Source organism: uncultured Endozoicomonas sp. (assembly GCF_947495845.1).
GTDB lineage: Bacteria > Pseudomonadota > Gammaproteobacteria > Pseudomonadales > Endozoicomonadaceae > Endozoicomonas.
In genome coordinates this window covers 1-18,133 of record NZ_CANMAO010000008.1, presented here as the reverse complement: position 1 = coordinate 18,133, position 18,133 = coordinate 1, and the positions used below count along the sequence as shown (strand labels likewise).

Sequence of the window (18,133 nt, the reverse complement as noted above, 5' to 3'; positions counted from 1 at the left end):
CTCAGGCAATCCTCTTACGCTGCTGCCACAACAGGGACAGGAAGAATGGTGCACCCATCAGTGCCGTCACAATACCAATTGGTAATTCGGCAGGCGCAACAATGGTTCTGGCAACCATATCTGCGCCTAGTAGTAGTATTCCGCCTAACATGGCAGAAGCAGGTAATAAAATTCGGTGATCCGGCCCTACCGCAAGACGTATCAAATGAGGAACAACGAGACCAACAAAGCCAATAATACCGCTGACAGACACCGATACACCCACCGCCAATGCGGTCAGGAAAATCAGTGTAAGCTTAATCTTCTGAACATTAATACCCAGATGCCGGGCTTCCGACTCACCAAGCAATAAAGCATTCAGAACCTGACCGTAACGAATCAAAATCAGCATGACAGGAATCAGGAACGTGGCACAGATCATCACCAGCTCCCAGGTCGCTCCACCGAGGCTACCCATTTGCCAGAAGGTCAGATTACGCAACATGGTGTCGTCGGCAATGTAATTCAGCATACCCATGCCGGCACCCGCCAGCGCATTGATGGCAACACCAGCCAATAACATCGTCGCGACAGAAGTGCCGTTACTGCCTGAGCCCATTTTATAAACGAGCCATGTCGTCAGAACACCGCCACCAAAAGCCAACACAGAAATGCTGTAACTCTGAATTAACGACGGTGCATTGGCAAACAACATACCGCCCAAAACAATGGCAATACCCGCCCCCAAAGCGGCACCACTGGAAACACCAATAATACTTGGGTCAGCAAGTGGGTTACGAAACAACCCCTGCATGGAGGCACCAGCAACTGCAAGCGCACCACCGACGATCACGCCAAGTAATGTTCGTGGTAGACGAATGGACTCCACAATCAGTGCAGACTGATTGCTGACATCACTGTGAATCAAGCCCAAACGATCAAAAAGAATGGTCAGAATATCTCCTGCCGGAATGGGAACAGCTCCCACTCCAATAGACACAATCACCATGACTGGCAGCAGGATTGCCAGCCCGGTTAACAGCAGTGCCCCTTGATGACTACGGCGCATTAGAGGATGTCTTATCCTTTTCAGTTAATTAGAAGATTATTGTCTTCTGGAGCGTAAAAGGTTTTCGCCAGTGACAAGGCAACCTCGCCGGTTCTTGGCCCAAGGCCACCCAGAAGCAGGTTGCCATCAATCGCCACTACACGACCATTTTTGCCTGCCGGTGTTCGCTTAAGAATGGGCATCTGTTCCATCAGTTTTTCTGGCGTCATATTCGGATTACTTCTGGAGCCAGGAAAGACAATCACTTCCGGAGCCAATAACAGCAGGGCTTCGTTGGAAAGACCTTTGTAACCTTTGAACTGTTCCGCCGCCGGATTGTAACCACCGGACAAACTGATCAACGCATTGGCTGCAGAACCACTGCCGGCAACAGTTGGCGCTCGACCGCCCATCGCCAGAACAAATAGCACCGGTACTTTTTCGCCATGCTCTGCTTCGTAGTTGGCGGCAAGTGCCTGAGCTTCTCCTAAAGAAGCGTCGATCTCATCCCAGAGTTTTTCACCCTGCTCTTCTTTGCCAAGGATTTCTGCCAGCGTCGTAATCTGTTGTTCAATGCTTTCAGCACTGTGCTCAAGAGGAATCGCTTCCACATCAACACCTACACTCTTCAACTGAGACAGCGTTGAAGGTGGCCCCATATCACTGGTACCAATCAACATACTGGGTTCAAGCGCCAGAATACCTTCAGCGGACAATTGTTTGTGATAACCCAGCCTTGGTAGTTTATTGACCTCAGCAGGCCAGGTACTGGTTTGATCAACGGCAACCACCTGATCACCGGCACCCAGTGCATAGATAATCTCTGTCACGCCGTTGCCGGCAGAAATAATGCGCTGTGTGTCGTGTGTTTCTGCCGCAACGGCAACACTTGCAGATAGCCCAATCAACGTAGACAGAATCAGTGGTTTCATCGTTGTTTTCATCAATTACCCTTTTTGGTTTCCTGTTCCATCAGTACTTGCGCAGCTTCAATTTTGTGCTGGCTCAAAAACATCATGAGCTCCACCAGATTGCCCAGCGGGGCGTCTTTATCCCCCGCAATCAATACCGTTGTGTCAGGCTCTTGCTGAACCTTTGTTAACAAGGCAGTGGCAAACACTTCCCAATCACTGAACTTCTGATCTTCCAGTGCCCATGGCTCGCCTTCAGCCAGAATACTAACGGTTACCGTCTTCGGCACACTGGTCACCGAGGCTTCCTGCTGAGTAGCCTGAGGCAAATCCACCGGCAGGCTGAGCGTCTGCACATTGGCGGTGAACAACAGGAACACCATGACGATAAACACCACATCCAGCAACGGCGTCAGATCCGCCATAGACAGCGAAGCGCTGGTTTCATCAATGTCGCTGATCTGAATCATGCCGCTACTGCCCCAGCATCCAAAATGTCGGTATCTGGTGTTGAGGAACGTCCGTTATTCACTGAATGTTTTTTTACGCCGTTTACTGCCACCGATTCTGTTGCGCTGGTTGTTGCCATACCATCGTCGTTCATGGTCACGCCCTCCAGCAGAAGATTGATATGGTTCAGCGCAAACTCCAGCTTGGCAAGGTAATGGTTCGCCCAAACTCCAAATCCATGGGCAGCAGCCAGAGCGGGTATCGCAATGATCAAACCATATGCGGTGGTAAACATTGCCTGCCACAGGCCAGCAGCGAGCACATCCGGTGTTACCGGCCCGGCAATGGCAGCGATATCCTTAAACATATCAATCATGCCTAAAACAGTACCCAACAGCCCAAGCATCGGCGCAAGGGTTCCGATTAACATCAGCGGCTTCAGCCAGGCATTCAAACTGCGTTTTTGTTTCAAGAGCCAGAGGCCGGCGACTTCTTCACGCATCGCTTTATTACCGCCACTGTGGCTGAGCAAAACCGCAATGCCCTGACGGATACCTTTGCCTTTGCACATACTCTGACAAAGTGCACTTTTACTGTCGTTTTTGCCACAACCGCAGCATTGACGAACATCGTTAAAAATCTCCGTCAGTCCTTTTCGATTCAAAGAGGGCAACATAGCGTACGTCACCAGACGTTCAAGAATCATCGCCAGCCCAAGACAGGAGGTGATCAATAATGGCCAGGCCATCACTCCCAGAGAGGTAAAATTTTCTGTCAACATGGCGTTACTCGCTTAATCTTCTATAAAATCTGTAAAAACCAATCAACTAATTTCGAAAGCAACGGGAATATGAACCCGCGACTTAACAAACTGGCTATTTCTCTGTTCAGGCTTAAACGACCACCTTTTCACCGCATCAATGGCCGCCTTATCGAGCACCGGATAACCCGATGACTCTAAAATATCGATCGTCAGTGGCGCGCCGCGCTCATCAACCACAACATCCAACATCACTACGCCTTGCTGATTACGGCGCTGCGCCAATTTCGGATAGCGAGGCTCCACCCAGTTTTGAATCGCAGGCTCACTCACCATGACCGGCTCATCACTCAACCCCGGAGCGACACTTTCTTTGATGGCCGTGCGCTCCATGGCTGGCTCTACGGGTTTCTGTTCTTTCTCTACTGGTTTTGGTTTTTCAACGACTTCCGGTTTCTTGGGTTCCGGTTTTTTCTTTGGCGGCTCTTTTTTCTTTACTTTCTTTTTTAAGAGTGGCTTGGCTTTAGGCTGAGGTTTTTGTGCTACCTCAATTTCTGGCTCAGGCTGCACTTCATCTTCCACAACAGTTTCCTCAACCTTTGGTTGAGTAACCGTCGAAAAGCTCAGAGAAACCGGCGCCTGAATAGACCCCATTTGGATAATTCTGGGTTCAGATGCCTCATTATCCAAAGCGATCACCGCAGCTACGTGAGCAGCAATGGAAACCAGCAATGTAACTAGGAGTTTTTTAGGCATAACCCGGATCGTTTATAAATGACTCAATTTTCAGCATCGTAGAGTACTCTATGTGCTGACCACCTTCAATAACCTAAATGATAATAATTCGCATTATTTGTACATATTGGTAATATCCGATAATTAGTTGATCTAGAGCACTATTTGAGCCGTACTGATCACAATACAGAAGCTCCTATTCGTAATTTATGGAGGGCAAAATGGCATTAAAAAGAGCCGAGATCACACTCCCCGTGACACTGTTTTACGACGGAAGCTGTCCGATTTGTATGCGTGAGATCAACCATCTTTCCGGTATGAACCGCAAACAGCTGCTGAAGCTGGTTGATATCAAGGGGGAAGGCTTTCAGGAAAATTATCCAGAGTTTGATCCAGAAGAGCTTGATCGCTTTATTCACGCAAAACTTGCCGATGGTCGTGTAGTGAAAGGCATTGATGCGACACTTGCCGCCTGGGAAGCGGTTGGGATGGGTGTTTTTATTGCGCCCTTACGCTGGCCAGGTGTCGCCTGTGTAGCCGACCTTGGGTATCGGGCATTTGCTCGAAACCGTCATGGTATCTCACGAATGCTTGGACCACTGCTTGGCAAGAATGAATGCAACCATAAATAAGCGCCCTCATCCGACGCTTCTGCAAGCTACTTCTCTTTGACTTACCGCCAATAACTCTAAAGCCCAACGGCTAGAAGCTTCTGGGTAATTCTAGCCATTTACTATGCAGAAATATAAATGATAATGATTTGCATTAAGAATAATTACTGATTAGTATTGCGTTCGCTAACAATGCTGACTGCGCAATATCGCAATCAGACAACACAAGAAAAATAGAGTCACAGGGTCGTAACCCCCTCAAGAACAACACCAACACCGGTACAGATAACAATGACGTTTTCGAAGAACAAGCTGGCGCTTGCGGTTATGGCCGCGACTTTTTCACTCACCTCTACTCAGGGAATCGCTGAGGAAGCTCAAAAGCAGCTTAACCAATCCTCTCCTAAACAACTTAAAGAAATTACAGTGACTGCTGCGCGATCTCAACAGACACTGGAATCCGTTGCAGCTTCGGTTAGCGTAATTGGTAGTGAAGAGCTTGAAGCTGACATGGCTCAGAATTTGAACGATGTCTTTGAATACACTCCTGGCGTTTCTATCAATAACGCCAGTCGCCAGGGAGCCCAGAATATCAATATTCGGGGTATGGAAGGCAAGCGCGTTAAAATTATCGTAGACGGTGTTTCTCAGCCTGGCGTGTTTGACGGTGGCTCTTATGAGTTTATTAACTCAAGCGCCGTTTCCGTTGATGTCGACATGCTTAAATCGGTTGAAGTAGTGAAAGGTACGGCTTCCAGCCTTCATGGCAGTGACGCCATTGGTGGTATTGTCGCCTTCGAAACCAAAGGTCCACAAGACTTTCTGAAAGACGGTAAAGATCTGGGTGGGCAGGTTAAGTTTTCTTATTCATCGAAAGACAAGTCTTTCAGTGAACACGCTGCAGTTGCCGGCAAGTTTGGCAATATTGATGCGATGGTTGCTTACACCCGCCGTGATGGAAACGAAGTAAACAACTTTGCCGATCCTGTAGAAGATAATTACTCGGTTGATGGTCAGGATTACAGTAATAATGACCTGCTGGTAAAAGTGCAATCACAACTGAACGACAACCATCGTTTAGAGTTTACGGGAGAAGTCATCCACAATCAGATTGACTCTCGTATTGTTCACTCTACCTATAAAAACTTTACCGGTGAAGATACCAATAAGCAGGAAACTCTGGCACTGAAACACATTTGGTTTACTGACCAACCGTTCGCCGACACGATCACCTCAAGACTGTCCTGGTTGAGTAAAGAAGAGAATGGAGTTACTAACCGTTTTATTCCAGCCAGCCCGGGCAGGCCACCTTTCGTTCCCGCCAGTAATGATAACCAGCAGAAAAAAGACTACTTCTATAACGAAGACAAACTTGAGTTTGAAACACAGCTGGATAAATCCATTGATAACCACTTTCTGGTTTACGGCTTGTCTCTAAAAAGCAGTGATATCAGCAATATCAATACGGAGTACAACTCTGACTCTGCGCTTGATGCGGTTAATGTGATCGAATATACACCAGAGGCAAAAGAGTACGTTTATGGGTTGTATGTTCAAGACGAAATCTCGTTGATGGATGAACGACTGATTGTTACCCCTGGCCTGCGTTACGATTATTCCAAAACCGCCCCGGGCAAAACCAGTAACGAGAGCTTTAAAGAATTTAGTGATTCAGCCGTGACTGCACGCCTGGGTGCCAGCTACAAACTCTCAACGCAAGGCACTGTTTTTGGCCAGATTAGCCAAGGTTTCCGGGCACCCTCTTTTGATGAACTCTATTACACCTTTGACAATCCCGACCATGGTTACGAAAACCTTCCAAATCCAGATTTAAAATCAGAAAAAAGTGTGTCTTATGAGTTGGGCTACCGTCATAACAATGCATTCTCTTCTTCAGAAATCTCTGCTTTCTACAGTGATTATGAAGACTTCATTGAGCTAGATCCTAACCCTGAAACTATTGGTCGTGTCACACAAAACACCAATATCAATATTGGCGAAGCGACGATCAAAGGTATAGAACTCTCCAACACGCTGGACTGGCATGCCATAGCCAACCTTCCGGAAGGCATGACTACACGCTTAGTTGCAGCCTACACAAAAGGTGAAGACGGTGAAGGCACGCCTCTTAACTCTGTCAACCCATGGAATGCCGTTGCTGCTATTAACTATGATGCCCCAAGCAAAACGTGGGGAACGAGCCTGAAAGTAAGCTACACCGCTGAGAAGTCAGACAAAGATATCAACCCCTCTCCGGATTACATGGGCAATACACAGGTTGAAATGCCCAGCGCAACCGTGGTTGATTTAACGGCTTATTACAAGCCTGTTGAAGATATCACCATCCGTGCAGGCATCATGAATCTGACAGACGAGAAGTACTACACTTGGAATGATGTGCGCAATGAAACAAAACTCTCTCTTGATGACACTCAGGCTGAACGTAACTACACAGTTAGTGTGAAATACGATTTCTGAACCTGATCTCAGTCCCACGGTCTCCGTGGGACTCATCCGAAGAATGATTCTCGCCTGCTTACGCATCTGGATGCTAAAAGTAACAATTCACTTCCTTTCAAATTCCTAACCGCCTGCCAAAAGAGCTTCCAGTCTTGATCTGCGTCAAAGACCTATGAATATAAGTACAATCCCGCCGCAAAACTCAAATGATAATGATTTACATTCATCCTTGAAAACAACTATTATCGTGTTGATTATTATTCTCATTACTTCTTAGTAAGTTTGAGATGCCAAGAAGTAGGCAGTCATGGTCGACTGTCAGAGTGCAACATTTGTGGCTGCTAAGCCCTACACTGGTACAGTTTGAAATAATGAAGTTTTCAAAAAATTCTCTGGCGCTGGCTGTGATGGCAGCCACCGTGTCTCTTGTTCAAACCTCTGCCGTTCTGGCGGAAACCTCTGCAGAAGATTCTCCAAAAAAATATCAGCCAACTCTGATGAATCAGGTGACTGTGACGGCAACCCGCTCTGAAAAGCAGCTTAAAGATGTAGCCGGTGCGGTAACCGTTATTGATAACTCGCAGATGGAAAAGGAGATGGTTCAGAACATTAAGGATCTTGTTCGTTATGAGCCGGGGGTGCAGGTTACCGAAGGTCTTCGTGGTGGTCAGGATGGATTCACAATTCGAGGAATGTCTGGCAACAGAGTAAAAATTTCCGTTGATGGTGTTGATCAAGCACAATCATTCTCCGTTGGCACTGGCTCTGAGTTCATGAGCGCACAACGTAATTTTGTTGATGTTGAAACACTAAAAGCAGTAGAAATCGTAAAAGGTCCTGCCTCTAGCCTCTACGGAAGCGATGCTATTGGCGGAATGGTTGCTTTTCAAACTAAAGACCCGTCTGATTTACTTAAATCAGAGGGTGATGACACATCTGCTTCAATCAAAGCTGGTTATGCAAGTGTGAATGAAGGTTTTACTGAAACTATTTCTCTCGCCAACCGCTCTGGCGACCTTGAAACGATGCTTATCTATACTCGTCGCGATTCAAAAGAAATGGATACTAACGGTGGCGCAAATATTGATGGCAGCGCCCGAGGTCAGGCTAATCCTTCTGATAACGGTTTGAACAACCTTCTATCCAAGGCGCAATACCAGCTCAATGACAATCACCGCATTGGGTTTACTGGAGAGTTTTTTGATTCTAAAACTGATACACAGTTGAAAACTGGTGGTGTTGTTTCCAAAGGATCAACTGGTGAAGATACTGCTGAGCGCTATCGTATAGGTTTTGAACACCAGTGGGATGCAGAGCTTTCTCTTTTTGACAGCATGGATTGGCAGATCAACCTGCAGGACAGCGAAACTCGGATGAAAACTAATCATCCGTACTCTAGTTACTATAAATCTAGACGGATCAAAGACTACCAATACTCAGAAAAGAGCGTTCTCTTAGATGCTCAATTTAACAAAGAGCTCACAGCAGGCCTACTGACTCACAACTTTGTTTACGGCATCAACATTTCTCACACCAAGGTTGATAACACTAGTAATGAATACTATCTCGATAAGCCTGATAGTAGCTTGCTGAATAAAGACTATATTGACCCAATTACCGCTCAACAATTCGGTATTTTCATTCAAGATGACATCCAAGTGAATGAACGACTGAACATCGTTGCTGGACTACGCTACGATGAGTTTGAATTTGAGACAAGTGGTATGATGCAGGATCCAAATAGTAGTAAGGAGATTGCTGCTCCCGATAGCACAGGTAACAAAGTAACAGGTCGCTTGGGCACTATTTACGATTTAAACGACAATTTATCTGTTTTTGCTCAGTTTAGCCAAGGCTTTAAAGCTCCAGGATACTTGGCTACTTATTATTCCTATGAGTCAAATCCATCATATGGCGATCCATCAAAACTGCTCGCTAATCCGGATCTAAAACCAGAAGAAAGCAACTCCTATGAGTTGGGCTTACGTGGTAATAATCACGTTGGTAGTTTCGAGGTGACTGGTTTTTACAATAAATACGAAAATTTTATTGAGCAGGTTGAAGTTGACTATGACCCTGCCAAAAAAATGCGAATTTTCCAGAATCAAAACCTGAGTGAGGTAACTATTAAAGGGATTGAGCTAAAAGGTGAGTTCTGGCTGGACAGTACAATCAATGCCCCTGAAGGAACTGTATTAAGAGGCTCTCTTGCTTGGTCAGAAGGCAAGGATGAAGAAAAGAATGAGTTTTTAAACTCCGTTGCTCCACTGACTGCTGTCATCGGCCTTGGATATGATGCGCCATCGGAACTATGGGGTGGAGAAATGGCTTTAACTTTAGTGAAAGGAAAAAAAGACTCTAAAGTCACCAATGTTAATCAAGGCGAACCTTCCGAACAGGAGCAGTTTAATCCTGCCGGCTATGGTGTTGTCGATTTCACTGGATACTATAAGCCTATCGATGACTTAATTCTTCGCGCAGGTTTATTCAATATCACTGACAAAAAGTACTGGAATCTGAATGATGTTAATAATGAGCCTACCACGGATCTAGCTCTCGACCGCTACGCTCAACCCGGTCGCAATGTCGCAGTCAATATGACTTACACATTCTAAGCTACGACCAAAATGGTTTCCTATGAACAACTCATGGGAAACCATTCAACTTCAAAACACATACTGAATAGCATCCACCTCAACCCGCGGCGCTCTATCCACTGGGTTATCCACTTCACCACGAATTTGCACTGGCGATTTCAGCATCACACCCTGTTCAGGCATCACACTATCCTCAATCACAATTTTGATATCACCGGTTTCACCTCGAAACAGGTAAATTCGATCTTTAATCTGCTGGATGATTTCACCGGAGATTTTCACCAGTTCTTCATCTTCAGAATGGCTAAGAATCTCTTCAACGCTGTATTTCTGATAGGCAGGCAGGCTCGAGAAGTAAGAGAGCCTCTCAATCTCTGGGTTATCTGCACTTTCCTGAGAACAAGCACCGGTCATCACGCCTGTCAGCAGGATAGGGAGTAAATATCCTTTTTTCATCGTATATGTCTCTGTGGGTCCATTACCACTTATCGACGTCAGGCGGGATATCTGACCGGAATCCATTCACAGGTTGGGTATATCAGGCTCTCTTATTGACTCTTTTCTTGATTATCTGTGGAGCCGAACACGCAATATAGTTACTCTTCATCCTTTTATCAAAAAATGCCGTTTCAAAAGGTTTCAAAAGGTTTCAAAACGCTATTGAAACTCTTTCTCTTTACTGGCCAGTTGGCACATAGCCTGCTGGTGACACTGTGGATTATGAGAACAGTAAAACAGCGTGAAATACTGAGTATTCGCTGTGTTCAGCGGTATCATCAGGCATGACAGTTCATCAGGCAGCTGCGCCAGCCCACATATTTCACACACGCCAAACTGCATGCAGTTATAAGTCCTTTCCATCATTATTGTCTCAATTTTAAGCTCCGCTGAATCAGGATAGTCAAAGCTGGCGGGATTCTCTTTATTCCTGCCCTGAGGGAGAGACAGATCCAATTTTTAAGCCATACTGTCGAGTCTACGTGGTATGGCTAATAAAATAGTATGTTCAACAAAAAATACCTCTGGGCGCTTTGCCTGCTTGCGCCCCTACTGATGGCCTTCAGCCAATCTTATGCTGATGCCTTATCCTGGCAGGAGTTGGAGACCTTGAGCCCACTCCCGCCATCCCGCTCAGATAAAACCCATAAATCCTATTTGGATCACCGAGAGAGACTGAGGGCTCAAGGTTTACCCCCTGAATTTGCAGTCTTACGCAATATTTTCGGGATGACAGAAGCCCAAGCCCTGCTCTGCATCGAGCATGGTTGCCCCAATCGTTACGAACTCACTCAAAATAATTATGGTTACTGGCTGGAAGAAGGCGTTTATCAGGTGCTTATGTTCAGTACGGATTCTGAGTGGGATGATAACGTGCTGCGGAGCAAGTCTAAGGAGCTGCTACGCCAGCACTTTCCCGAACTGTTTGAAGAGCCGGGTTTTGAGTGGGTTATTTATATCAATCCACCCTCTCACCGTTCGGTTACCGGGTTAGCTCATGCACATATATTCTTGCGAGATAGACTGGCTGAACCATCCAGAGTACCGGCTATGATCGAAAGGCTTCCCTGTCGGAAAAGGCCGATCAATTAGACGCGGCCACCCAGCATGCCAATGGTTTTCATGCTCATTGCTTGAATCGAGCTTTAGTCTCAGGTTTCAAAATGCCGGAAACAATCATGTATTGAGCCAGATAATAGGTCACCATGATCATCAGCGAAGCATAAGGCAACGGATAGAGAAACTTATTGATGGCAATCAAACTATCCGAAATCGCAAAGGTCGAAGCTCCCAGAAACAACCACTGCCAAGGACGCTGGCAAAACGCTGCCCCCAAAACCATGGCACTGATCGCCAACAGATAAGCCGTAACCGGAATCATCAACTGGCCACTGGCGGGTAAAATAAACCAGGCTAAAACAGCAACGACTGGAATATACAACACGGCCAACCACCAGCGCTGTCGGTCGTTAAAGGCCGTTCTCTGCCAGAACAATACCGCGTACGTTACTTGAGCAATCAGAAAACTCCCGAGTCCCGGCACAAAGAAATCTCCGGCTACGCCATCCAAGGCAAGAAAGATGTCGCCACCCGCGGAGAAAATAATCGCAATTACCATACCGGTTCGAAGTTTCCCAACAAGCATTGACCAGACAGGCACAAGGAGTAAGAAAATGGGCGCCGCTTTCGAAACGACAGCCAGTGCCGACGGCATCGCATTCATAAATACCAGATAGATAAGCGACAATAGCCAGAAAGCAAGTGTGAATCTTTTAGACATGAGTGTGGTTGTTCTTATTGTTAGTTTGGGGAAATTATGCAGAGATTGACGTTTAATACCAAGCCATAAATCCACTGAATTCATGGCTTGAGAAGACCACTAGAGAGAGAATTGCTCAGTCTCTTCGAACTCGCCGTCAAATAAGCCGTACTGAATAAAACCTTTGCCAGTTTTCGCCGCTTCTGGCAGAGGCATTTCCCAATGTTCACCAGCATATATACGATTGCCGTCACTCAAATCAGTGCAGCTTTCAGGCTTTTTGCTGGTACAGTATTTGCCATTACGCAACACGACATTGATGTTACCGCTATTGGTAAACGTCATCTTTCCGCCCGCCACTTTGGCAGAGACTTTATATTTCGGATTCTCGGGTCGCACAAACACCAACGCCTGGTAAGCCACCAGCAGTTTGATGGCCGTTTGTTTGGCTTCCAATTCACCGACCACGGGCCGGAAAGTCACACGGTAAACCAGTTCTTTCTCTTTTGGGGTTTCAAGGCTGACCAAACGTACGGTTTTTCTGCCATTGGGAGAAATCACCGCTTTGCCTGGCGTTGCCAGCAACTTTATTTCAGTTGGATCGGTGACCCGAACTCGCTCTTCATTTTCCGTGCCCGGATTCACCACTTTATAGACTTCCGTCTGCAGGTAGAGGTTTTCTTTGTCGGGGTTGGTGACAATAATATCCTGCCGTGGCAGTTGGTCAGGTTTGAAGTAGACGATCATACGGTCCAGCGACATGGTCGCCATGGCCTGGGAGCTGATAACCAGCATTGCCATCAGGCTTATCAAACTGGTGATCTTATTTCTCAGCATTAGATTCAATTCCGGTGAGTTGTTGTTATACAACAAAGTACAGACTTTCCATTATTTTATGGGTTATGAAAATAAACTCAAACGGCAATTGATCTCAGGAGGGCAAAAAAAACAGGACTCCATTGTTTCAGGAGCCCTGAGAAAGTTATTCCGCTTGAATTACCAGTACTGCGGGTTGTGTAGAACCCCGAAATTCATCAGAAGGGATCGCAACCAGTTGCCGACTGCTTTCACGACAATTTCTTTCTACGCCAATGGGGTTCGAAGACTGCCTTGTAATCGGCAAGCGACCATCGGTGTCTTGCACGGTTAAACCAATACCGTCAGCACCATCCGACACCAGACTGAAGTGATTCATTCCCCGAGCCGCCACACAAAGCGACACCGGTTTACTAAATCGGAGAGTATCGGTGGGAATGATCTGATGGTCACCCTGCTCATCCACCACCGATTGCCCAACCCTCGCCTGCGCGGAAGGATGAACCACCAAAGTAATGGAAAATGAACCGGTAGACGTGTTTCCCAATGTGCCTTGAGTGGCCGCATGAGAACCTGTCAAAGAGACGGCGGTGAACACACCAGCCAGAAGCAAAGCGCCAAATCCCTGGCGAATTATACGAGTCCGTTCCATGTTATTACTGCCTTACTGCAACATGATACGTTCAGTATAGGCAGCAACAGGAAAGCGCCATCTCCTTACGTCCTGAAAGGCTTCCTTATATCAGTCCGTCGCCATCAAGCCATTAAAGGTTCTTCTTCTGAAGTACTTTCTTCCTGAGCAGATTCCAGACCAAGCTCTTTTATTTTGCGCGTTAGTGTATTCCGTCCCCAGCCCAGAAGCTCGGCAGCGTCTTTCTTTCTACCACCGGTATGGGTAAGGGCTGCTTCAATAACGATGGTTTCAAACATCGGAACCGCCTGATCCAGAATACCGGAGTGGCCCGCGGTCAGCTCACGATCACACCATTGCCGCAATAACTGTTCCCAGTTGCCGTAACCGGCAAAGGCTCCATCATTGTCGCCTTGGTCCATCAGCTCTGGCGGCAAATCAGAAATCAACACCTCTCGGCCGGACGCCATAACAGTCAGCCAGCGGCATGTGTTCTCAAGCTGTCGGACGTTTCCGGGCCAATCCAGTGTGCTGATATAGGTCGCAGTTTCTGGATTCAGGATTTTGGGCTCTACTTCTAATTCCTTGCCTGCTTTGTCCAAAAAGAATCGGGCAAGCCTTGGAATATCTTCCTGACGATCTCGCAGCCTTGGAAGGTGAACTCGTATGACATTCAATCGATGAAAAAGGTCTTCACGGAATTTGCCCTCTTCCACCAGCTTTTCCAGGTTCTGGTGTGTAGCAGCAATAATACGAACATCGGCCTTTACTGGCGTGTGTCCGCCCACTCGATAGAACTCACCATCTGCCAACACTCTTAGTAATCGCGTTTGGGTATCTGCTGGCATATCACCAATTTCATCAAGAAACAGTGTGCCACCACCGGCTTGCTCAAACCGTCCGCGCCGCAAACCACCAGCACCGGTGAAGGCACCTTTTTCATGACCGAACAGTTCTGACTCAATCAAATCCCGTGGAATCGCGGCCATATTCAAAGCAATAAATGAGCGTTCGGCTCTAGGGCTATGACGATGCAGAGCCTTCGCAACCAACTCTTTACCAGTGCCCGATTCACCATTGATCAATACGGTAATATTGGAATGCGACAGTCGTCCGATGGCTCGAAAGACTTCCTGCATCGCGGGCGCTTCGCCAATGATTTCTGTGGATTCAACCACTTCCTGCACCGGTGCATCCGCCAGCTGCTGTTGACGATGTTCCTGACCACGTTTAACCAACGCTACTGCTTCATCGATATCGAAGGGTTTTGGTAAGTATTCAAACGCACCGCTTTGATAGGATGAAACGGCGCTGTCCAAATCGGAATGGGCAGTCATAATGATCACGGGAATATCCGGCTTTTTCTCATGCACTGCTTTTAGCAGATCCAATCCATTCATACCCGGCATACGAACATCACTGACAATCACCTCAGGCTCATCACGCTCCAGCGCGGTCAGTACTTTCTCAGGAGCATCAAAAGCCTGGGTTTCAATACCTGCTGAACTCAGCGCTCTTTCCAGAACCCAGCGTATTGCCTGATCATCATCCACAATCCAGACTTTTGAATTCACGCTCATACCTCACTCCTGTGATGTTCACTGACACCTGCTGTCGATATGGAATCATTCGTCAGCGGTAAATAGACGTTAAAAACGGTTTCGCCGGGTTTGCTTTCGCACTCGATCAGCCCCTGATGCAGGCTGATAATGGACTGAGCCATGGGCAAACCAAGCCCGGTACCTTCAGCACGGCCACTGATCATGGGGTAGAAAATATTTTCAATCAGCGCTGGCGGAATGCCGGGACCGTTATCAATAATCGACAGATGACAAACTAACCGACGACGCTGGTTGCCAATGGTGAATTGTCGTGCAATTCGTGTGCGCAGCGTGATCTGCCCTTCTGAGAGCGGCATCACCTGCTCAACGGCCTGCATAGCATTACGAACCAGATTTAAAACCGCTTGAATCAGTCGCTCAAAATCACCGGGGAACTCTGGAATACTGGGGTCATAATCCCGCTTCAATTTCAGTTCACCACCGGTTTCTGCATTGATGATTTGAATAACCCGTTCAAGCACTTCCAGAATATTCACACCATCCATTTTGGGTGGCTGCAGCGGCCCTAACATCTGATCCACAAGATCACGGAGGCGATCGACTTCCTGAATAATAATTTCTGTGAATTCTTTAAGACCGGGATCGGATAATTCACGATCCAACAGTTGTGCAGCACCACGAATACCACCCAATGGGTTCTTCACTTCATGGGCCATGCCACGCACCAGTATTCTCGACGTTTCCTGCCGGGCTACCAGAGATTCTTCCCGGGTGATGCGCTGCATGCGGTCCCGATGATTAATTTCCAGCAACAACCGGGATTTACCGTGATCAATGGGCGAAATACTGTAATCAACCAGGGCCATTTCACCATTAATGCTGACCTCCGTTTCCCGCCGGGTAAAGAGTTCCCCTTGAGTCAGGCTTCTGTCCAGATCTACCTTAAAGTGTTCTTCCGCGACGATAGACGTCACTGGTTGACTCAGTAACCGTTTTAAACTGGTATCCAAAAGGGCTTCTGCAGCAAGGTTCAGGGTGATCACTTTGAACTCATCATCCAGCAACATCACTGCCGTGGTCAGATTGTCCAGAATAACGCTTTGAGTTGTTCCCGACTCCGGAACAGCCTCAACAAAAGAGTCAGATAGTGAATTTTTCATGGTGTCATTTTATATTTCCGGTTGCCCTATTTCTAAAATCGTTATTTTTCGAGCACGATATTGAGTAACGTTTTCTTTAACCTGCAAAAATCAAACCAGAGTTTTAAAAATTGTTGCTCAGTCTATTGCCAAGGCTTAGACGTAAAACAGCAAATACGTGCGCACCACAATGGTGCACCATATGAGAAGGGATCGCTATCTCTGTTTTCGAGACAGCGATATTAGTAGAGGAAAGGGAGTTTAATTTGTCACTGGGCGGGCAATAGCACGGTGCACAAAAACAGTGCTTTTCGCAGATTTGATCACTTTACTGTTTGCATCCAGAATTTCAGCGGTCAGTACCTGACTGCCTCTTTCCACATTACTGGCAGTAAAGCTCAGCTGCCCGGAAGATTCACCAATTCGCTTGCCATTTAACAAAAGCCGGATGCGGTGACCCGGCTGAATCCCGGGCGCCAAAGCAATACGAACGTTAAAGCTATCTTGATTTTGAATGGTTGCCCCCGGAGTCGGCTCAACTATCTCTAACTTCTTATAACCGATTATCTTCTGCTCTTCTGGTTTAGGTTTCGATATATTTAGGCCAGATTGAGGCGATGGTATGGGCGTTAGCGGTTTAAGCTTCACTTCTTCAGAAGATTCTCCTGCAGGTGCACTGTCCGAAAATACAACATTACCCTCCTCATCAACTGTCTTATAGATGGCTGCAGAGACAGAACCCACAAAAAGAGTGCATGACATAACAGCAAAAAATGTGCGGGAGAAACACCGGATACTGTTCTTTACCATGAGCCTTAAAATCCCTGAGAAGTATCAATCTATTCGAAGTTATATCGTTTGTAGCTTCTCAATATTAATAGCAGCCATGAAGATTGAACAGACATAAAGAACAAACCATGGGGCTTGTGCTGTACAATAACCCTAAGCCTTTCAGATTCTATTTTAGCCCCGTACTAGGGGTTAATTTCCATATCGATTGAGGGCAATCAATATTGTCTGTTATAACCCGCATGAAAGAGTTGCATGGGCTGATTTCTATAGTCAGAATCCTAGTTATATTACTCAGTGCTGTTTTTACATCAAAACGCCCTTTTTCAACCCAGATACCGTCCTTGTTTAAGCCTGCAACAACACATGCCTCATTTCGATAACTACTAGCAGCGTCATATATAACAGCAATATTGCCATCAGGGCTAAACGTGAAGCGTAACTCTTTTTGTGAACATTTAAATGGAATAGAACTTATTTCTGCCCAACCCTTGTCCGAATTAAATTTTAGAAACTGTATATTATTAGATGTAGAAAAATCTCCTCTATCAATGGCCATATATTGGCCATCATTGCTAAACCAGGCTCCATGAATGTATGTTTTACCAGCGTCAGATGGAAAAGCGCAAGATACGAACTTTCCAGAATCACCGCGCTGGAAGGCTTGGCTGCTAAACTTTTTATCGAATTCTTCACTCCGGATAAATAGGTGATTACCTCTAGCGCTGAAATATACCTTTGCCATTAGCTTGACCTGAATATTTAACCCAACCTGCCCTACACTGACCCAGCTTCCGGTTTTGTCAGGAGCGTAGACTTCCCAGCACGCCCCTACAGAATGCCCTCGCTCATTACGCTGACCAGTATCTATCTCAACCAATAGCAAGTTTCCATAAGGGCTCAGCCGATAGTCCCAACCCCTATCTGGAAGTGATACCTGCAATTTGCTGACTAATGCTTGTTCACCAGGAACTTTCTGACAAAGTTCGGAATTTTGGTCACCTTTCTCAATAAAAAACATATCTTTTACCGGTACACAGTTATAATATGAATCGCCTCTATATGGAGGAATAAACACCTGATTCTCAAAGCGGCCAGTATCATTTTTAACGTAAGAAACAAAACTTCCATCATTAGTTTTGAAAGCAATTCGCCCGTCATTACTCAAAAATAAAGAAACACTTCGCTGAATATCTCCTGTATCAAAAGGGTATTGAATCCAGCAATTTTTATACGCTGAGTACTCCGTTAAAGAAAACTCATGTCGACCATCAACCCATTCGCGGCCAAAAATGAAGTCACCATTATCACCAGCCACTCCCGATGAATATGCGACACAATCCATTATCAGAAAATTGTCGTAAGCACTATTTGATAGAACAATGAAA

At 46.4% G+C, this 18,133-nt stretch carries 18 protein-coding genes; 4 read left to right on the top strand and 14 right to left on the bottom strand.

The genetic code is table 11. The features are described 5' to 3' along the window. Nucleotide 1 precedes the first annotated feature (1 nt). From Q1B11_RS07830 to Q1B11_RS07810, 5 genes are read right to left on the bottom strand one after another with little or no spacing between them, the layout of a single operon-like run. Nucleotides 2-1,048: an iron chelate uptake ABC transporter family permease subunit gene (locus tag Q1B11_RS07830; protein ID WP_299730219.1), complete on the bottom strand. Its 1,047-nt coding sequence runs from the start codon at nt 1,046-1,048 to the stop codon at nt 2-4. 20 nt (nt 1,049-1,068) lie between these two features. Further along, a complete protein-coding gene (locus tag Q1B11_RS07825; RefSeq protein WP_299730216.1) occupies nt 1,069-1,971 on the bottom strand; it encodes an ABC transporter substrate-binding protein in 903 nt (300 codons plus the stop codon). Then, a complete protein-coding gene (locus tag Q1B11_RS07820) occupies nt 1,971-2,408 on the bottom strand; it encodes a biopolymer transporter ExbD (RefSeq protein WP_067515419.1) in 438 nt (145 codons plus the stop codon). Before Q1B11_RS07820 ends, Q1B11_RS07825 begins: the two co-directional genes overlap by 1 nt. Next, the gene (locus tag Q1B11_RS07815; RefSeq protein ID WP_299730207.1) at nt 2,405-3,169 is read right to left on the bottom strand and encodes a MotA/TolQ/ExbB proton channel family protein; all 765 of its coding nucleotides are present in this window, start codon (nt 3,167-3,169) and stop codon (nt 2,405-2,407) included. The genes Q1B11_RS07820 and Q1B11_RS07815 overlap by 4 nt, the downstream gene beginning before the upstream one ends. A gap of 42 nt (nt 3,170-3,211) precedes the next feature. Then, a complete protein-coding gene (locus Q1B11_RS07810) occupies nt 3,212-3,904 on the bottom strand; it encodes an energy transducer TonB (RefSeq protein WP_299730203.1) in 693 nt (230 codons plus the stop codon). 200 nt (nt 3,905-4,104) lie between these two features. Between Q1B11_RS07810 and Q1B11_RS07805 the strand changes: the two genes are divergently transcribed. From Q1B11_RS07805 to Q1B11_RS07795, 3 genes are all read left to right on the top strand, one after another. After that, nucleotides 4,105-4,515, top strand: coding sequence for a DUF393 domain-containing protein (locus tag Q1B11_RS07805; protein WP_299730200.1), 411 nt, complete (start codon nt 4,105-4,107; stop codon nt 4,513-4,515). Nucleotides 4,516-4,785: 270 nt separating this feature from the next. Then, entirely contained in the window at nt 4,786-6,972 is a 2,187-nt protein-coding gene (locus Q1B11_RS07800; RefSeq protein ID WP_299730197.1) for a TonB-dependent hemoglobin/transferrin/lactoferrin family receptor, read from the top strand. Between the two features lie 353 nt (nt 6,973-7,325). Next, entirely contained in the window at nt 7,326-9,569 is a 2,244-nt protein-coding gene (locus Q1B11_RS07795; protein WP_299730194.1) for a TonB-dependent hemoglobin/transferrin/lactoferrin family receptor, read from the top strand. Nucleotides 9,570-9,620: 51 nt separating this feature from the next. Here the strand turns inward: Q1B11_RS07795 and Q1B11_RS07790 are convergent, their stop codons facing one another. Then, nucleotides 9,621-10,007: a NirD/YgiW/YdeI family stress tolerance protein gene (locus tag Q1B11_RS07790; protein ID WP_299730191.1), complete on the bottom strand. Its 387-nt coding sequence runs from the start codon at nt 10,005-10,007 to the stop codon at nt 9,621-9,623. Nucleotides 10,008-10,208: 201 nt separating this feature from the next. Next, nucleotides 10,209-10,415: a hypothetical protein gene (locus tag Q1B11_RS07785; protein ID WP_157673416.1), complete on the bottom strand. Its 207-nt coding sequence runs from the start codon at nt 10,413-10,415 to the stop codon at nt 10,209-10,211. 138 nt (nt 10,416-10,553) lie between these two features. Here Q1B11_RS07785 and Q1B11_RS07780 point away from each other — a divergent pair, with 138 nt between their 5' ends. Continuing rightward, on the top strand, nt 10,554-11,141 hold the full coding sequence (locus Q1B11_RS07780) for a DUF3605 domain-containing protein (RefSeq protein WP_299730183.1): 588 nt from the start codon (nt 10,554-10,556) through the stop codon (nt 11,139-11,141). Nucleotides 11,142-11,175: 34 nt separating this feature from the next. Here the strand turns inward: Q1B11_RS07780 and Q1B11_RS07775 are convergent, their stop codons facing one another. The 7 genes from Q1B11_RS07775 to Q1B11_RS07745 form a co-directional block, all read right to left on the bottom strand. Beyond that, a complete protein-coding gene (locus Q1B11_RS07775) occupies nt 11,176-11,829 on the bottom strand; it encodes a lysoplasmalogenase (RefSeq protein WP_299730180.1) in 654 nt (217 codons plus the stop codon). Between the two features lie 99 nt (nt 11,830-11,928). Then, complete coding sequence (locus tag Q1B11_RS07770) at nt 11,929-12,645, bottom strand: fimbria/pilus periplasmic chaperone (RefSeq protein ID WP_299730177.1); 717 nt, start codon at nt 12,643-12,645, stop codon at nt 11,929-11,931. A 145-nt stretch (nt 12,646-12,790) separates the two neighbouring features. After that, the gene (locus Q1B11_RS07765) at nt 12,791-13,276 is read right to left on the bottom strand and encodes a hypothetical protein (RefSeq protein ID WP_299730173.1); all 486 of its coding nucleotides are present in this window, start codon (nt 13,274-13,276) and stop codon (nt 12,791-12,793) included. 104 nt (nt 13,277-13,380) lie between these two features. Then, a complete protein-coding gene (gene glnG / locus Q1B11_RS07760; RefSeq protein ID WP_299730170.1) occupies nt 13,381-14,835 on the bottom strand; it encodes a nitrogen regulation protein NR(I) in 1,455 nt (484 codons plus the stop codon). Next, nucleotides 14,832-15,977: a nitrogen regulation protein NR(II) gene (gene glnL, locus Q1B11_RS07755; protein WP_299730167.1), complete on the bottom strand. Its 1,146-nt coding sequence runs from the start codon at nt 15,975-15,977 to the stop codon at nt 14,832-14,834. The genes glnG and glnL overlap by 4 nt, the downstream gene beginning before the upstream one ends. A 240-nt stretch (nt 15,978-16,217) precedes the next feature. Then, nucleotides 16,218-16,766 carry a DUF4124 domain-containing protein gene (locus Q1B11_RS07750; protein ID WP_299730164.1) on the bottom strand — a complete coding sequence of 183 codons (549 nt, stop codon included), beginning with the start codon at nt 16,764-16,766 and terminating at the stop codon, nt 16,218-16,220. A 148-nt stretch (nt 16,767-16,914) separates the two neighbouring features. Further along, on the bottom strand, nt 16,915-18,133 hold a 1,219-nt coding region (locus Q1B11_RS07745), incomplete at its 5' end, for a hypothetical protein (protein WP_299730161.1).

What these genes read in the sequence shown, in the direction of transcription:
- Q1B11_RS07830 (WP_299730219.1), bottom strand. Translation starts at nt 1,048, where the DNA reads ATGCGCCGTAGTCATCAAGGGGCACTGCTGTTAACCGGGCTGGCAATC.
- Q1B11_RS07825 (WP_299730216.1), bottom strand. Translation starts at nt 1,971, where the DNA reads ATGAAAACAACGATGAAACCACTGATTCTGTCTACGTTGATTGGGCTA.
- Q1B11_RS07820 (WP_067515419.1), bottom strand. Translation starts at nt 2,408, where the DNA reads ATGATTCAGATCAGCGACATTGATGAAACCAGCGCTTCGCTGTCTATG.
- Q1B11_RS07815 (WP_299730207.1), bottom strand. Translation starts at nt 3,169, where the DNA reads ATGTTGACAGAAAATTTTACCTCTCTGGGAGTGATGGCCTGGCCATTA.
- Q1B11_RS07810 (WP_299730203.1), bottom strand. Translation starts at nt 3,904, where the DNA reads ATGCCTAAAAAACTCCTAGTTACATTGCTGGTTTCCATTGCTGCTCAC.
- Q1B11_RS07805 (WP_299730200.1), top strand. Translation starts at nt 4,105, where the DNA reads ATGGCATTAAAAAGAGCCGAGATCACACTCCCCGTGACACTGTTTTAC.
- Q1B11_RS07800 (WP_299730197.1), top strand. Translation starts at nt 4,786, where the DNA reads ATGACGTTTTCGAAGAACAAGCTGGCGCTTGCGGTTATGGCCGCGACT.
- Q1B11_RS07795 (WP_299730194.1), top strand. Translation starts at nt 7,326, where the DNA reads ATGAAGTTTTCAAAAAATTCTCTGGCGCTGGCTGTGATGGCAGCCACC.
- Q1B11_RS07790 (WP_299730191.1), bottom strand. Translation starts at nt 10,007, where the DNA reads ATGAAAAAAGGATATTTACTCCCTATCCTGCTGACAGGCGTGATGACC.
- Q1B11_RS07785 (WP_157673416.1), bottom strand. Translation starts at nt 10,415, where the DNA reads ATGATGGAAAGGACTTATAACTGCATGCAGTTTGGCGTGTGTGAAATA.
- Q1B11_RS07780 (WP_299730183.1), top strand. Translation starts at nt 10,554, where the DNA reads ATGTTCAACAAAAAATACCTCTGGGCGCTTTGCCTGCTTGCGCCCCTA.
- Q1B11_RS07775 (WP_299730180.1), bottom strand. Translation starts at nt 11,829, where the DNA reads ATGTCTAAAAGATTCACACTTGCTTTCTGGCTATTGTCGCTTATCTAT.
- Q1B11_RS07770 (WP_299730177.1), bottom strand. Translation starts at nt 12,645, where the DNA reads ATGCTGAGAAATAAGATCACCAGTTTGATAAGCCTGATGGCAATGCTG.
- Q1B11_RS07765 (WP_299730173.1), bottom strand. Translation starts at nt 13,276, where the DNA reads ATGGAACGGACTCGTATAATTCGCCAGGGATTTGGCGCTTTGCTTCTG.
- glnG (WP_299730170.1), bottom strand. Translation starts at nt 14,835, where the DNA reads ATGAGCGTGAATTCAAAAGTCTGGATTGTGGATGATGATCAGGCAATA.
- glnL (WP_299730167.1), bottom strand. Translation starts at nt 15,977, where the DNA reads ATGAAAAATTCACTATCTGACTCTTTTGTTGAGGCTGTTCCGGAGTCG.
- Q1B11_RS07750 (WP_299730164.1), bottom strand. Translation starts at nt 16,766, where the DNA reads ATGGTAAAGAACAGTATCCGGTGTTTCTCCCGCACATTTTTTGCTGTT.